Annotated in this window: 14 protein-coding genes; 6 read left to right on the top strand and 8 right to left on the bottom strand. The window is 68.9% G+C overall.

What is annotated here, in order from left to right; translation table 11 throughout:
• Positions 1-4: 4 nt before the first annotated feature.
• Positions 5-871, bottom strand: a complete 867-nt coding sequence (locus B0I29_RS36190; RefSeq protein WP_111653651.1) for an ABC transporter permease — start codon at positions 869-871, stop codon at positions 5-7.
• Positions 872-1,045: 174 nt separating this feature from the next.
• On the opposite strand from B0I29_RS36190, the gene B0I29_RS36185 reads away from it, so the two are divergent.
• From B0I29_RS36185 to B0I29_RS36170, 4 genes are read left to right on the top strand one after another with little or no spacing between them, the layout of a single operon-like run.
• A complete protein-coding gene (locus B0I29_RS36185) occupies positions 1,046-1,960 on the top strand; it encodes an amino acid ABC transporter permease (protein ID WP_111653650.1) in 915 nt (304 codons plus the stop codon).
• Positions 1,957-2,724 carry an amino acid ABC transporter ATP-binding protein gene (locus B0I29_RS36180; RefSeq protein WP_111653649.1) on the top strand — a complete coding sequence of 256 codons (768 nt, stop codon included), beginning with the start codon at positions 1,957-1,959 and terminating at the stop codon, positions 2,722-2,724. Before B0I29_RS36185 ends, B0I29_RS36180 begins: the two co-directional genes overlap by 4 nt.
• A 15-nt stretch (positions 2,725-2,739) precedes the next feature.
• Positions 2,740-3,717 carry an ABC transporter substrate-binding protein gene (locus tag B0I29_RS36175; RefSeq protein ID WP_111653648.1) on the top strand — a complete coding sequence of 326 codons (978 nt, stop codon included), beginning with the start codon at positions 2,740-2,742 and terminating at the stop codon, positions 3,715-3,717.
• Positions 3,714-4,412, top strand: coding sequence for a GNAT family N-acetyltransferase (locus B0I29_RS36170; protein WP_111653647.1), 699 nt, complete (start codon positions 3,714-3,716; stop codon positions 4,410-4,412). The genes B0I29_RS36175 and B0I29_RS36170 overlap by 4 nt, the downstream gene beginning before the upstream one ends.
• Before the next feature lie 82 nt (positions 4,413-4,494).
• Here the strand turns inward: B0I29_RS36170 and B0I29_RS36165 are convergent, their stop codons facing one another.
• The gene (locus B0I29_RS36165) at positions 4,495-5,436 is read right to left on the bottom strand and encodes an NADP-dependent oxidoreductase (RefSeq protein ID WP_111653734.1); all 942 of its coding nucleotides are present in this window, start codon (positions 5,434-5,436) and stop codon (positions 4,495-4,497) included.
• A gap of 87 nt (positions 5,437-5,523) precedes the next feature.
• On the opposite strand from B0I29_RS36165, the gene B0I29_RS36160 reads away from it, so the two are divergent.
• Together B0I29_RS36160 and B0I29_RS36155 are read left to right on the top strand one after the other, a co-directional pair.
• Complete coding sequence (locus B0I29_RS36160) at positions 5,524-5,883, top strand: winged helix-turn-helix transcriptional regulator (RefSeq protein WP_111653646.1); 360 nt, start codon at positions 5,524-5,526, stop codon at positions 5,881-5,883.
• A gap of 63 nt (positions 5,884-5,946) precedes the next feature.
• Positions 5,947-7,011, top strand: a complete 1,065-nt coding sequence (locus B0I29_RS36155) for a LysR family transcriptional regulator (protein WP_221403151.1) — start codon at positions 5,947-5,949, stop codon at positions 7,009-7,011.
• 665 nt (positions 7,012-7,676) lie between these two features.
• Here the strand turns inward: B0I29_RS36155 and B0I29_RS36150 are convergent.
• From B0I29_RS36150 to B0I29_RS36125, 6 genes are read right to left on the bottom strand one after another with little or no spacing between them, the layout of a single operon-like run.
• Positions 7,677-8,795: an LLM class flavin-dependent oxidoreductase gene (locus B0I29_RS36150; RefSeq protein WP_111653644.1), complete on the bottom strand. Its 1,119-nt coding sequence runs from the start codon at positions 8,793-8,795 to the stop codon at positions 7,677-7,679.
• 6 nt (positions 8,796-8,801) lie between these two features.
• Complete coding sequence (locus B0I29_RS36145) at positions 8,802-9,815, bottom strand: LLM class flavin-dependent oxidoreductase (RefSeq protein ID WP_111653643.1); 1,014 nt, start codon at positions 9,813-9,815, stop codon at positions 8,802-8,804.
• Positions 9,812-11,080 carry an LLM class flavin-dependent oxidoreductase gene (locus tag B0I29_RS36140; protein WP_111653642.1) on the bottom strand — a complete coding sequence of 423 codons (1,269 nt, stop codon included), beginning with the start codon at positions 11,078-11,080 and terminating at the stop codon, positions 9,812-9,814. The genes B0I29_RS36145 and B0I29_RS36140 overlap by 4 nt, the downstream gene beginning before the upstream one ends.
• A complete protein-coding gene (locus tag B0I29_RS36135) occupies positions 11,073-12,068 on the bottom strand; it encodes an LLM class flavin-dependent oxidoreductase (protein WP_111653641.1) in 996 nt (331 codons plus the stop codon). Before B0I29_RS36135 ends, B0I29_RS36140 begins: the two co-directional genes overlap by 8 nt.
• Positions 12,065-13,597 (bottom strand): nickel ABC transporter ATP-binding protein NikE, encoded by a 1,533-nt coding sequence (nikE, locus tag B0I29_RS36130; RefSeq protein ID WP_111653640.1) that lies wholly within the window; start codon positions 13,595-13,597, stop codon positions 12,065-12,067. Before nikE ends, B0I29_RS36135 begins: the two co-directional genes overlap by 4 nt.
• Entirely contained in the window at positions 13,594-14,445 is an 852-nt protein-coding gene (locus B0I29_RS36125; protein ID WP_111653639.1) for an ABC transporter permease, read from the bottom strand. Before B0I29_RS36125 ends, nikE begins: the two co-directional genes overlap by 4 nt.
• Positions 14,446-14,524 lie beyond the last annotated feature (79 nt).

The raw sequence follows: 14,524 nt of genomic DNA, 5'->3' as shown, positions 1-14,524 counted from the left end.
CGGATCAGATTCGGCCACGCCACGGGATCAGCCGGTTTTCGGCTACCCGCAGCAAGGCGTCGATGAGCAGGCCGGAGAGGCCGATGGCGAACAGGCCGAGGACGACCACGTCGGTCTGTGAGTAACGCTGGGCGTCGCGGATCATGCCGCCGATGCCGGGCACACCGTTGATCGTCTCGGCGGCGACCACCGACGAGTACGCGACACCGACCGCGAGCCGGATACCGGTGAAGATCTCCGGCAACGCGCTGGGCAGCACCACGTCCCGGGTCGTCTGCCACTTCCCGGCGCCGAGCGCACGAGCCGCTTCGACCAGGCCGGTGGGCGCGCCGTGCACGGCAGCGGCGGTGGCCACCGCGACGGGCGGCAGCGCGGCGATCGAGAGCAGCCACAGCTTCGGGGTCTCGTCGATGCCGAACCAGATGATGAACAGGCTGAAGTACGCCAGCGGCGGCAGCGCCCGGACGAACGTGACCACCGGCTCGGTGATCACTCGCAGCCAGGAGATCGTGCCCATCAGCAGGCCGAGGACCAGGCCGCCGGCGATGCCGATCGCCGATCCGATCACGATGCGCCGCAGGCTGACACCCAGGTGCTCGATGAGCAGGTGGCCGCTGTATCCGCGTACCCCATCGTGCACGGACGAGGTGACGACCAGCTGGTGCCAGACCGCTGCGGGTGAGGGGATGAAGGTCGGGTTGCGCATGGCGCGCGCGGTGATCTCCCAGAGGAGATAGAGCGCGAGCAGCGCCAGCAGGCGAAGCGCGAGGCGGCGGCGCAGGCCGCCGCTCGGCGCGAGCGCCCCGGGCCGCGTGGAAGCGGCCTCGGTGGGGCGCCCGGTCGGCGGCGCGGGTGCGACGGAGGTGGTCAAGAGAGGTCTCCCTGGCAGGGGTACGCGTCAATACCCGGTATTCCTATCGCATCTATGGGGTTACTGGCAATCCCCGTCCCACTCGCAACGATGTGTTTAAACATATATTCCTGGTAGGACTTGTGGGCGATGGTGGACGCTGCCTAGCGTTTTGGCACTGAGCTTGGAGGTCTCGTGAGCGTCCTGTCCCCACCCCGATCCGCCACCGCGGATCCACCGGAAGAACTGGTCGTGGTCCCGGCCCGGCATCCGTGGCGCTGGGCTGGAACCGCGCTGGTCCTCGTGCTGCTCGCGCAGTTCGTGCACGGCCTGGCCACCAATCCGGGCTGGGACTGGAACACCTTCTTCGGCTACTTCCTGGAGAAGTCGGTCGTCGAGGCGCTCGGGACGACGTTGCAGCTCACGGTCGCCGGCGCCATCCTCGGCTTCCTCGGTGGCATCCCGCTCGCGGCGATGCGGCTGTCGAAGAACCCGGTACTCTCCACGGTCAGCTGGGCGTACATCTGGGTGTTCCGCAGTGTGCCGCTCATCGTGCAGCTGCTGTTCTGGGCGAACCTCGGATACCTCTACGACCGCCTTCAGGTCGGCGTGCCGTTCGGGCCGGGCTGGTCGTTCGCGACCGCCGACCTGGTCAGCCCGTTCGGTGCGGCGCTGCTCGGTCTCGCTCTGCACGAGGCCGCGTTCGCCGGCGAAATCATCCGGGCCGGCCTGCTCTCCGTGGACCAGGGTCAGCACGAGGCCGCCGCCGCGCTCGGCATCCCCCGCCACCGGCAGTTCTTCAAGATCGTGGTGCCGCAGGCGATGCGGGCGATCCTGCCGAACGCCGCGAACCTGCTGGTCAATCTCTTGAAGAGCACGTCCATTGTGTACGTCCTGGCGATCGGCGAGCTGTTCTACCAGGTCCAGGTGATCTATGGGCGCAGTGGCCGGGTCGTCCCGCTGCTGATGGTCGCCACCGTCTGGTACGTGATCCTCACGGCCGCCCTGTCGATCCTGCAGTACTACACCGAGCGTTACTTCGCCCGCGGCGCCGTGCGCACCCTGCCGCCCACCCCGTTCCAGAAGCTCAAGGCGGTGTTGAGGAAGTGAGCACTCCCGTCGTCGAGGTGACCGGCGTCCACAAGTCGTTCGGCGCATTGCACGTGCTGCGCGGCGTCGATCTCGTCGCCCACGCCGGCACGGTCACCGTGATCCTCGGACCGTCCGGATCCGGCAAGTCCACCCTGCTGCGCTCGCTCAACCACCTGGAGAAGGTCGACCGTGGCCTGGTCCGCGTCGGCGGCGACCTGATCGGTTACCGCCAGGCCGGCAACAAGCTGCACGAGCTCAGCGAGCGCCAGATCCTCAAGCAGCGGGCCGGCATCGGCTTCGTCTTCCAGAACTTCAACCTCTTCCCGCACCTCACGGCCCTCGAGAACGTCACCGAAGCGCCGATCTCGGCGCAGCGAAAATCCAAGGCCCAGGTGTACGAACGTGCGCGCGAGCTGCTCGACCGCGTCGGACTGTCCGACAAGGCTGACGCGTACCCCCGTCAGCTCTCCGGCGGTCAGCAGCAGCGGGTCGCGATCGCCCGCGCCCTGGCGCTGGAACCGCAGCTCATCCTCTTCGACGAGCCGACCTCCGCGCTCGACCCGGAGCTCGTCGGTGAGGTCCTCGACGTCCTTCGTGACCTGGCCGCGGCCGGCACCACGATGATCGTGGTGACTCACGAGATCGGCTTCGCCCGGGAGGCGGCCGACAACGTGATCTTCATGGACGAGGGCCAGATCGTCGAGCAGGGACCGCCCGCACAAGTCCTCGACAACCCCCAGCACGACCGGACCCGGGCGTTCCTGTCCAAGGTCCTCATTTAAGAAACGGAGCCTTTCATGCGTACCAAATGGGTCTTAGCTCTTGCCGCGGTGACCTTGAGCCTGACCGCATGCGCGGCGCCGGAGGAAGAAGCCGCCGCGGTACCCGCGGCCGGTGACGCCTCCGCGGCCGCGGTGAAGTTCAACGACAGCCCGGACCAGAACCGGATCCTGCCGCCCAAGGACGACGCCGCCGCGGCGCTGCTTCCCCCCGCGATCGCCGCCAAGGGCAAGCTGGTCATCGGCGTCGGCGCGGCCGGTTCCGGGTTCCCGCCGCTCGCGTTCGCCGCGACCGACAACAAGACGCTGATCGGCAACGAGCCGGACATCGCCGCCGCCATCGCCAGCACGCTCGGCCTCGAACCGGTCCTGGAGAACACCTCCTGGGAGAACCTGTTCATCGGCCTGGACTCGGGCAAGTTCGACCTCGGCGCCTCGAACATCACCGTGACCGAGGAGCGCAAGCTCAAGTACGACTTCGTCAGTTACCGCAAGGACGACCTGGGCTGGCTCGCGAAGAAGGGCTCCGGCCTCACGATCACCAAGCCGGCCGACATCGCGGGCAAGAAGGTCTCGGTGAGCTCCGGTACGAACCAGGAGAAGATCCTGGTCGAGTGGGCCGAAGAGGTCAAGAAGCAGGGTCTCGCCCCGGTCGAGATCAAGTACTACCAGACCAACCAGGCGACCTACCTGGCTCTCGGCTCGGGCCAGATCGACGTGCACCTCGGGCCCAACCCGTCCGCGGCCTACCACGTCGCCACCACCGGGCAGACCGAGATCGTCGGCACCTACTCCGGCGCCGGCGCCACCCTGCAGGGCCTGATCGCGCTCACCACCAAGAAGGACAACGGCCTGGTGAAGGCGTACGCCGCAGCGCTCGACAAGCTGATCGCCTCCGGTGACTACACCAAGATCTTGGAGCGATGGAACCTCACCAACGAGGCCGTCGACAAGGCTGAGGTGAACCCGCCGGGCCTGCCCATCGAGGGCAAGTGACCCGCTCACTCACCTCGGAGACGGTGCTGGACAACCCGGCCTGGTCGGCACTGCGGGGCGCGCACGCGCGTTTCGCGGTCCGGCACGGCCGGGCTGCCCGGTATCAGAGCGACGTGGCGCCGTTCCACGCGCTCGAGGATCCCACCGACCCGGGTGCGTGGAACGACCTCGCCGTGTTGGTGGCGCCGGGAGAGTCCGTGACGATTGCCGGCGCGGGGGCCGTTGCTTTTCCTGGCTGGGAGGTCGTCGGCAGCATCGCGGGCGTGCAGTTCGTCGACGTGTCGCTGGCCGCGTCTTTTTATCCGGAGGCCCTGCGTCTCGGTGCGGCGGACGTGCCGGAGATCCTCGATCTGATCGAGCGGACTCGGCCCGGCCCGTTCCTGCAACGGACCGTGGAGCTGGGCACCTATCTGGGGCTGCGCTCCGCGTCCGGCGCGCTGATCGCGATGGCTGGTGAGCGGTTGCATCCGGCGGGGTGGACCGAGATCAGCGCGGTCTGCACGGATCCGGCACATCGCGGTCAAGGGCTGGCCACCCGGCTGGTCCGGGCCGTGGCGGCGGGTATCCGGGAACGCGGCGAGACACCGTTCCTGCACACGTCGGCGGCGAACGTGAACGCGATCAGACTGTACGAGTCGATCGGGTTCGAGCTTCGTAAAAGGACCGATTTCACGGCCTATCGCAGGCTGGCCTGAAGACGTGGCCGGTCACCGGACGGAACCCGCGCCGTACCGGTGACCGGTCATTTCACGATTTCTCGGGGTTTCTCGGGGTTTTCTAGATCGTCAGGACGAGCTTGCCGCGGGTCCGGCCCGTCTCCAGGGCTCGGTGGGCGTCGGCGGCCCGCTCCAACGGGAACGCCTCGGCCACCTCGACGTGCACCGCGCCCGCGTCGATCAGCTGGGCGATCTCGGTCAGCGCGGTGCCGTCCGGCTCGACCAGGAACCCGACGGCCCGCTTGCCGTCCCGTTGCGCGGCATCGAAGACGCTCGGTGCGACACCCGACGGCACCGCGATCAGCAATCCGCCCGGTGTCAGCGTGCTCAGCGACCGCAGCCCGGTCTGCTCGTCACCGACCAGGTCGAGCACGACATCCACGTCTTTGACCGCGGAGTCGAAAGCGACAGTGCTGTAGTCGATCAGCTCGTCCGCGCCGAGCGAGCGCAGCCAGTCGTGCTTGGCGGACCGGGCGGTCCCGATCACGTACGCGCCCAGGTGCTTGGCGATCTGCACCGCGAAGTGGCCGACCCCGCCGGCCGCCGCGTGGATCAGCACCCGCTGACCGGGCTTGATCGTGGTGGCGGCGGTCAGCGACTGCCACGCCGTCAGCCCGGCGAGCGGCACCGCGGCGGCTGCCTCATGGCTGATCGAAACCGGTCGGCGGGCGAACTGGCGGGACGGGGCTGTCACGTATTCGGCGTAGGCGCCGGCCTGACGGGGGAACCACGGCATGCCGTACACCTCGTCGCCGGGCTGGAGTGTGTGCACGCCGTGGCCGGTCTTCTCCACCACGCCGGACACGTCCCAGCCGAGGATGAACGGCGGCGCACCGAGTACTCCGGCCATCCCTGAGCCCTCGCGGGTCTTGGCGTCGACCGGATTGATACCGGCCGCGACGACCCGGACGAGAACCTCGGTGGGCAGCGGTTCCGGACGCGGCACGTCGGCCACCTCCAGGACCTCGGGGCCGCCGAACCGCTGCTGGGTGATCGCGCGCATCACAACTCTCCTCTGACTTCTGGGAACGCCGCGACGCTATCTCCAGGGCCCTAGTTACCCGCAAGGGTTACTACTACCCTTTGGGAAGTGACCTCCGTATGCGCGACCGGCCAGCACGACCACCACGACGTCTACGCCCAGCAGTGCCCGTGCCGCGGGCTCCTCGAACTGATCGCCAACAAGTGGACGGCCCTCGCGGTGGGCGCACTGGCGGCCGGGCCGCAGCGGTTCGGCGCCCTGCAACGCCAGTTGGAGGGGGTCAGTCCGAAAGTGCTCACCCAGACCCTGCGGCGCCTGGAGGACGCCAACCTGATCAGCCGGACGGTGTACCCGGCGGTTCCGCTGCACGTCGAATACGAGCTGACCGAGGTCGGCTGGAGTCTCACGGTGCCGCTGAAGGCGCTGCGCCAGTGGGTCGAGGAGCATGTGGACGAGGCGCGGGTCTGATCCTTCCCCCGGAGGATTGACGGTTCCGGATCCTGACATGCCGGGCCATCGTGGTGCCTCACGATGGGGTTTGTGGAGTTGCGGCAGCTCAGCTATGTCGAGGCGGTGGCGCGGTACGGCGGGTTCACCCGGGCTGCCGAGCGCCTGCACGTGGCGCAGTCGGCTGTCTCCGCGCAGATTCGCGCGCTGGAGAACGAGCTGGGGCTGGCGTTGTTCGCGCGGACCACGCGGCGGGTGGCGTTGACGCCGGCCGGGGAGTTGTTCGTCGCGCGGGCTCGGCGGGTGCTGGCAGAGATCGACGGTGCTCGTATCGAAATTCATGAGATCACGGCGGTGGTCAGCGGACGGGTCAGCATCGGGGCCACGAGCGCGCTGGGATCGTACGATCTCCCGCAGGCGATGGCCCGCTTCCGTGACCGATTCCCGGGTATCGCGCTGCGCTTGCGCAGCGGTGTGGTGACCGGACTGCTGGGCGCGCTCGACACGGGTGAGCTCGATCTGGTGGTGGGTCCGGTGCACGCGGATCTGCCGGCGCGGTTCGATGCGCTGCCGCTGGCCGACGAGCACCTGCTGCTGGCGATCCCTATCGGTCACGCGCTGGTTCGGGCCGGGCGGCTGACGTTGGGTGAGGCCCGGGACGAGGCGTTTGTGTCGACGGCGCCCGGTACCGGGTTGCGATGGATTCTGGAGGACGCGGCGCGGTCGGCCGGGTTCACGCCGAGGGTGGAGTTCGAGACGGCCGGCCCGGGCGGCATCCGGGATCTGGTGGCTGCCGGGCTCGGCGTGGGGTTGCTGTCAAAATCGGTCGCGGAGGTGCCCGGAGGCCCGGCGATCGCCGCTCGTGCCCTGCATCCGGCGCCGGTGCACCCGCCGATCGGTGTCATGCATTCGCGCGAACGGCCACTGAGCCCGGCCGCGCAGTCCTGCCGCCACCACCTGGTGGAGATGGCCGGCCGGCCGGGGCGACCCAACCACCCCGACGTGTCAGATCCCGGCGATCCCGGCGGCTCCGGCGGCTCCGGCGATCCCGGCAAGCCCGGCGGGGCCGGCAGCTCAGGCGGGCCCGGCAGCTCAGGCGGGCCCGGTGCGGAAGCATTCCGCGATCTTGAGCGACTTTCCACCTCCTGAGGTCGGAAATCACTCAAGATCCACGAGGAGACCCGGAAGGCGAGCCCATCGCTGGTGAAATTGGCGAGTTCGGCCCCGGATGTTGACGCCGCTTGCCGCGGTCGCGATGGGGTTGAGTGGGCGAGCGCACGCGGATTGGTTGCGTGTGCGCTGACCCGCCGCCGTAGTGGCCGCGAGTGCACGCGGAGTGCTTGAGTGTTCGCTCACAGCAACTGCCGACCGTGGCCGGTCCTGACGGAATCATGCCGTCGGCAGCGCCCACAGTGACACGGGCGCACGTAAAGCGCCTGTCGCAGTGATCGGGGCGCACGGTCAACCCCGAAAGCGGTGATCAGGACGCACGTAAGCGTTCCGTGTGACCTCATCAACGCCATAGCGTTGACCCGGGAACACGCAACGATTCAGTGTGCTCCCGTCTCGCCTCAGCATGGACGGCGGCACACCGTGAGCCCCTGAACCGGCGGGATGGCGGCACACCGTGGGCCCTCGGAACTGCGAAGCTGGCGTCGCCACGGCACGAACCGTTGTCTGGCTTTGGAGATCAGTCGGCGCGGCCCCGGCCCGGCACTCCGCGATCTTGAGCGATTCTCCACCTCCTGAGGTTGAAAATCGCTCAAGATTCACGGGAAGCAGGACGGCGACCGGGCGGCGCGCACGCTGCGGGCTTAGCTGTGCCACTCCTTGGACAGCAGTTCGTAGGAGCGGACCCGATCCGCGTGGTCGTACGCGATCGTCGTGATCAGCAGCTCGTCAGCACCGGTCACCCTCTGCAGGGTGCGCAAGCGCTCGGCCACCGTTGCCGGCGAGCCCACGAACTGTGTGTCGACCCGGTCCTTCACGAGCGCTCGTGCTTCGTCCGTCCACGCGTACCCAAGGGCCTGCTCGATGCTGGGGAACGGCACTGCGCCGAGCCCGGTCCGGATGCTGTGCACCCACAGGGCGAATGGCGCCGCCAGGCGCCGAGCCGTCTCATCGTCCTCCGCGACCAGGACGTCGGCCGAGACCATCACGCGCGGCGCGCTCAGCGTCGCTGAGGGCACAAAGCTTTCCCGGTACGCGGAAACGGCCTCGAGAATCTTCGCAGGAGCGACGTGATAGTTGGCCGCGAAGGGCAGGCCTCGTGCGCCCGCGGTGTGAGCGCTCTCGCCGCCGCTGGAGCCGAGCAGCCAGACTTCGAGGTCGGCGCCGGCGCCGGGAACCGCGACGACCTCGTTGCCTTCGCCGTCGCTGACCGGGCCGGCGAGCAGGCCGGAGATCTGGTCGAGGACCTCGTTCAGCGGCAGCGGTTCGGCGCCGGGCTGGGTGAGGTAACTGGAGGCCAGGGCGGTGCGCTTGGAGGCGAAGATCGGCGCCCAGGAGAAGGGTTTCGGGATGAGCAGGCCGTCGACGACACGTTCCTCCTGAGGTTCAGCGACCTTGGCCGCCTCACGGAGGACCTCTTTCTTGGCCTGGCCGGAACGACCGATTCCCAGGTCGAAACGGCCCGGATAAAGCGCGTCGAGCAGACCGAACTGTTCCACGATGGTCAGCGCTGTCTGGTGGCCGGTCTGCACGGCGCCGGAGCCGAGCCGGATGTTCTCGGTGACGGCGGCGATCTGGCCGAGCAGCAGCGCCGGCTGGGAGCTGGCGACACCGGGGGTGAAGTGGTGCTCGGCGACCCAGTACCTGTGGTATCCGAAATGCTCGGCGTTCCTGGCCAGGTCCAGAGTGCGGCGCAACGCGTCCTGAACGCTGCCACCGGTGACGAGCGGCGAGAGGTCGAGGATGGAGAGGGGAACGGACATGGTGGTTTACCGCCCTTTCAGCTGGCGTAACACGGGGGCGATGTCGCTGGCGAACAGTTCGAGACTGGACCGGTTCTGTTTCTCGGTGAGTCCTTCGGTGTCGGCGCTCAGGTGGGTGATCTCGTGGCCGAACCGCTCGTGATAGCGGTGGACCTTGTCGATGATCTGCTGCGGGCTGCCGACGAGAATGGAGCTACGTTCGACGGCGTCTTCGATCGTGGGGAAGACGGGTTGAACGCCGACGTTGCGGAAGGCTTGCAAACGCGCTTCATAAATCGGCCGGTAGGCGTTCACCGCCTCTTGTGAAGTCGGCGCCGCATAAAAACCGGCACTCCCCGCTCCGATGCGAATATCCGCCGGATCGTGGCCGTAGAAAGCCCACCGCTCCCGGTAATAGTCGATCAATTCGGCATAGGGGTCGATCGGATTGGTGACGTTGGCGGAGAAGAGCGGATCGCCGTACGACGCCGCGAGATCCACTGATGCCTTGCTCGTGGCGCTGCCGTGCCAGACCGTGATCGGCTGCTGCACCGGCCGGGGCCAGGTCTCGGCCTCGGTCAGCGACGGGCGATATCGGCCCTCCCAGGTGACCTTCTCTTCTCGCCACAGCCGGCGGAATAGGTCGTAACTCTCCCGCAGGCGATCCCATTGATCGTCAACGGTCACGTGGAAGAGTTGGGCCTGGGCGGCGCCGTTGCCCTTCCCGATGATCAGTTCGAGGCGCCCGTCGGCCAGGTTGTCGAGGGTGCTGTAGTCCTCGAAGGCGCGTACCGGGTCGAGCAGGCTGAGCGTGGTCACCCCGGTCCACAGCCGGATCTTCGTGGTCTTGGCGGCGATGTGGCTGAGCACCACCGGCGGGGACGACGACAGGAACGGCCGCTCATGGCGCTCCCCCACGGCGAACCCGTCGAATCCCAGCTCCTCGCCGAGCACCGCGGTGTCGACGACCTCGCGCAGACGCTGCTGCTGCGACTTCGATTTGTCGATCCAGGTAATCAGGCTGAGCAGCAGGAACTTCATCGCAGGCCCAGGTTCTGGCGCAGGGTCCCGCCGGAATACTCGGTCCGGAAGACGCCGCGTTCCTGCAGCAACGGGACCACCTGGTCCACGAAGTCGTCGAGGCCGGCCGGGGTCAGGTGCGGGACCAGGATGAAGCCGTCGCAGGCGTCGGTCTGCACGTATTCGTTGAGCTGTTCGGCGATCCGCGACGGGGTGCCGATGAAGTTCTGCCGCCCGGTCACCTCGATGATCAGGTCGCGGATCGACAGGTTCTTGGCCTCGGCTGTCGCCCGCCACTCAGCCGCGGTCCTGAGCCGGTCCGGGTACATGCCGGCGCGGCCCTTGATGATCGTGTCGTCCTCGTCGAGGACCGGGTCGGTCGCGGGGAGCGGCCCGTCGGCGTCGTAGCCGGACAGGTCGGTGTTCCACAGCTGTTCGAGGAGCAGGATCGCGGTCTGCGGGCTGACCTGCTGCCGGCGGATGTAGTGCGCTTTCTCCTGCGCGTCGGCGTCGCTGTCGCCGAGCACGTACGAGACGCCGGGGATGATCTTCAGGCTGCCCGGGTCGCGGCCGTGCTTGATCACGCGCTGTTTGACGTCCTGGTAGAACTCCTGGGCGTCCTCCAGCTGGTGGTGCCGGGAGAAGATCGCGTCAGCGTGCTGGGAGGCGAGCTCGCGCCCGCCCACGGAGTCGCCGGCCTGGAGGACGACGGGGTGGCCCTGCGGGCTCCTCGGCACCCCGAACCGACCCTCGATGGCGAATTGCGACGATTTAACGGAAAAATCATTACCGTCGCTGTCCCACAGTGTCCGCGAGGCCTGGATGAACTCGGCCGCCCGGACGTACCGATCCTCGTGGTTCAGGAACCCGCCCCGCCGGAAGTTCTCGCCGAAGAACGCCCCCGGTGATGTCACCACGTTCCACGCGGCCCGGCCACCGGAGAAGTGGTCGAGGGTGGCGAGCTGCCGGGCCAGCTCGTAGGGCTCGTGGTAGGTCGCGTTGAGCGTCCCGGCCAGCCCCAGGTTCGTGGTGATCGCGGCCAGGGCGGCCAGCACGGTCAGTGTGTCCGGCCGCCCGACCACGTCGAGGTCGTGGATCAGGCCGCGCTGCTCGCGCAGCCGCAGCCCCTCGGCCAGGAAGAAGAAGTCGAACAGGCCACGCTCGGCGGTCCGGGCCAGGTATTCGAAGGAGTCGAAGTCGATCTGGCTGCCGGCGCGTGGGTCGCTCCAGACCGTCGTGTTGTTCACGCCCGGGAAGTGCGCGGCGAGGATGATCTGCTTAGGCACGGACGGCCCCTTCGTAACGGTTCACCGCGACCGGCAGGCCCAGCCGCTCGCGCAGGGTGGTGGCGGACGACGGCTCGAACAGGCCGCGGCGGCGCAGCTCGGGCACCAGGTCGTCGGTGATCCGCGTCAGGTCCTCGGTCAGGTCGCCGGGGCGCAGACGGATGCCGTCGATGCCGGAGGCCGCCCACGCGGCGATCAGGTCGGCGAGCTGGGCCGCGGTGCCGGCGAAAACGGCGGCGTCCGAGGTGGCTGAGCCGCGTCTCACCAAAGCGTCATCACCAATAAATACCGCTATATCGGCATAGACCTTCAGGGCCGGGTCCAGCTTGGACTTGATCTTCTCGGCGGAGTAGACGTCGGACGGCGTAATGAACACCAGGTCAGCGGACTTCCCGGCGAACACCAGCGCCTCGGGCGAGTGCGCCAGGGCCGCCACCACCGGCTGCCCCTGCGGCGGCCGGGGCACGATCGACGGGCCCTTCACCGAGAAATACTTCCCGTCGAAAGCGACGTAATGCAACCGATCCCGGTCGATGTATCGCCCGGTCGGCACGTCCTTGATGATCGCGTCGTCCTGCCAGCTGTCCCAGAGCCGCCGAACCACCTCAACGGCGTCGGCGGCTTCCTCGAAGAGAGCCGGCACCTGCAGCGGATCGCGGCGGCCCAGCAACGCGGCCTCGGCCGGGTCAGCGGAGACCCGTACCTGCCACCCGGCCCGGCCCTTGCTCACGTAGTCGAGCGTCGCCAGGGCGGTGGACAGGTGGAACGGCTCGGTGTGCGTGGTGGTGGCGACCGGGACCAGGCCGACGTGCCGGGTCAGCGGCGCCACCCGGGCAGCGGTCAGCACCGCATCCGGCCCGCGCTTACCGAACCGGTCGTCGAAGGTGACGAAATCCAGCCGCGCCTCGTCGGCCCGGCGAACCCAGCCGGCCCACTCCCCGGCGTCGAACGACGCCGAGTCGAGGGCCACGGCCAACCGTAGTGTCATGCGGGTACCTCCAGTTTTGGCACGGCCGCGAGCAGCGTGCGCGTGTAGTGATGGCCGGCGTGATCAAAAACGGCCTGGACCGGGCCCTGTTCGACAACCCGGCCGTCGTGCATGACCAGCACCCGATCGGCGAGGTCACGGATCACGCCGAGGTCGTGGGAGATGAACAGCAGCGCGGTGCCGTCGTCCCGGCGGATCTCGGCGAGCAGGTCGAGCACCTGCGCCTGCACCGACACGTCGAGCGCGCTGACCGGCTCGTCGCAGATGATCAGACTCGGTCGCGGTGCCACAGCGCGGGCGATGGCGACGCGTTGCCGCTGTCCGCCGGAGAGCTGCCGCGGGTATCGGTCGAGCAGGTCCGGGTCGAGTCCGACTCTGATCAGCACGGGTTCGACCGGTTCGCCTCGGCCGAGGGCTTCGCCGACGATACGGCGTACCGTCCATCTCGGATCGAAAGCGGACAGCGGGTCCTGGGCGATGAACTGCAGCCGGCGCCGCAGCGGCCGCCGGGCGCGCTCCGGGACGCCGCTGAACTGCTGCCCCTCGAACCGGACGTGCCCGGATGTCGGCTCGATCAGCCCGAACAGCAGCTGCGCCACCGTCGTCTTGCCCGACCCGGACTCGCCGACCAGGCCGACGATCTCGCCGCGGTGGATCGTCAGGTCGACGCCGCGGACCACGGTGCGGTCGGCGTACACCTTGCGCAGCGCACTGGCCTCGGCCACCACCGGGCCCGGCTCGGTGTCGCTCACCCTTCTGCGGCCGCTCGCGGCCGCGATCAACTCCTTGGTGTACGGGTGACCAGAAGCGGTCAGGAGCCGACGTGTCGTGCCGGTCTCGACAACCCGGCCGTCCTTCATCACCAGGATCCGGTCGGCGAGCCGGGACACGACGGCCAGGTCGTGACTGATCAGCAGGAGCGCCTCGCCGGCGGTACGGCGCTCGGCGAGCAGCTTGAGGATCTGCGCCTGGACCGTGGTGTCCAGGGCGGTGGTCGGCTCGTCGGCGATCAGCAGCCGGGGCTCGCCGGCGATGGCGGAGGCGATCAGCGCCCGCTGCCGCAGCCCACCGGAGAGCTGGTGCGGGTGCTGGCGGACCCGTCGTTCCGGTTCCGGCAGGTGCACGTCGGTGAGCAGTTGCTGGATGCGCTGCGGCCGGTCCCTGCGGTCGCCGATGCCGTGCACCCGCAGCACCTCGCCGATCTCGGCGCCGACGGTGCGCAGCGGGTCGAGCGAGACGAGGGCGTCCTGCAGGATCAGCCCGGCGAACCGGCCGCGCACCCGGCGCCAGTCCCGGGACGTGTATCCGCGGGCGTCGGCGCCGTCGATCTCCAGCTTGTCGGCGGTGACGGTGGATGACGGACCGGCCAGTCCGACCAGGCTGCGGGCGGTGACGCTCTTACCGGAGCCGCTCTCCCCCACGATCGCCACACACTCACCGGCGGCGATGCGCAGGTCGACGCCACGAACCGCCTCGACCACCCTTCCGGGCAGCTTGAAACTGACCCGCAGGTTTTCCACCTCGATCATGCGGTTCGTCCTTCGAAGCGGCGCTGGAAGTGCCGGCCGAGCGCCGTCAGCGAGATGATCGTGGCGGTCACCACGAGGCCCGGCAGCACCGACGCCCACCAGGCGATGTGCAGGTAGCCGCGTCCTTCGGAGAGCATCGCGCCCCATTCGGGTGAGGGAGGTTGCGGCCCGAGGCCGAGGAAGCTGAGGCCGGCCGCGATCAGCACCGCCTCGCCGAGCCCGATCACCGCGATGACCGGGATCGGGCCGAGCACGTTCGGCAGCACATGCCGGACGACGAGCCGGGGACGGGAGGCGCCGAACGCGACCGCGTGGGTCACGTACGCGGCCCGGCGCACCACGAACGTCTGTGCCCGCACCACCCGGGCGTAGTGCGGGGTGAGCGCCACCCCGATCGCCACGATCAGGCTGGTGGTCCCGGTGCCGGCGACTGCGATGAACAGCAGGGCGAGCAGCACGATCGGGAACGCCGACAGGGCGTCGAACGTGCGGCTGAAGGCCTCGTCGGCGTACCGGTGGCCGAGGCCGGCGAGCAGGCCGAGCAGGATGCCGGTGCTGGTGGCGATCAGGGTGGCGGCCACGCCGATGCTCAGGCTGTGCCGGGCGCCGTGCACCACCCGGTCGAAGACGTCACGGCCGAGCTGATCGGTGCCGAACCAGTGCCGCGCCGACGGGGCCTGCAGCACGTTGAGCGGATCGGCGGCGAGAGGGTCGCCGCCGAACAGCGACGGCCACGCCACCGCGGTCAGGATCAGCGCCAGGAAGACGGCGGCCACGGCGAGCCCGGGCCGGGGCCGGGTTCGCAGCCGCAGCCGGCCGGTGACCGGCCGGGTCAGCGCGAGGGTCATGACGCTGCCCTTTCGCGGGAGCAGATCGAGCAGATCGAGCAGATCGAGCAGATCGAGCGGATCGAGCGGATCGGCATCG

Origin of the sequence: Actinoplanes lutulentus, from assembly GCF_003259845.1 — a bacterium.
Taxonomy (GTDB): domain Bacteria; phylum Actinomycetota; class Actinomycetes; order Mycobacteriales; family Micromonosporaceae; genus Actinoplanes; species Actinoplanes lutulentus.
The sequence above is the reverse complement of the archived record's forward strand: the minus strand, read 5'-3'. Positions and strand labels throughout refer to the sequence as shown.

What these genes read in the sequence shown, in the direction of transcription:
- B0I29_RS36175 (WP_111653648.1), top strand. Translation starts at nt 2,740, where the DNA reads ATGCGTACCAAATGGGTCTTAGCTCTTGCCGCGGTGACCTTGAGCCTG.
- B0I29_RS36165 (WP_111653734.1), bottom strand. Translation starts at nt 5,436, where the DNA reads ATGCGCGCGATCACCCAGCAGCGGTTCGGCGGCCCCGAGGTCCTGGAG.
- B0I29_RS36155 (WP_221403151.1), top strand. Translation starts at nt 5,947, where the DNA reads ATGGGGTTTGTGGAGTTGCGGCAGCTCAGCTATGTCGAGGCGGTGGCG.
- B0I29_RS36150 (WP_111653644.1), bottom strand. Translation starts at nt 8,795, where the DNA reads ATGTCCGTTCCCCTCTCCATCCTCGACCTCTCGCCGCTCGTCACCGGT.
- B0I29_RS36145 (WP_111653643.1), bottom strand. Translation starts at nt 9,815, where the DNA reads ATGAAGTTCCTGCTGCTCAGCCTGATTACCTGGATCGACAAATCGAAG.
- B0I29_RS36135 (WP_111653641.1), bottom strand. Translation starts at nt 12,068, where the DNA reads ATGACACTACGGTTGGCCGTGGCCCTCGACTCGGCGTCGTTCGACGCC.
- nikE (WP_111653640.1), bottom strand. Translation starts at nt 13,597, where the DNA reads ATGATCGAGGTGGAAAACCTGCGGGTCAGTTTCAAGCTGCCCGGAAGG.
- B0I29_RS36125 (WP_111653639.1), bottom strand. Translation starts at nt 14,445, where the DNA reads ATGACCCTCGCGCTGACCCGGCCGGTCACCGGCCGGCTGCGGCTGCGA.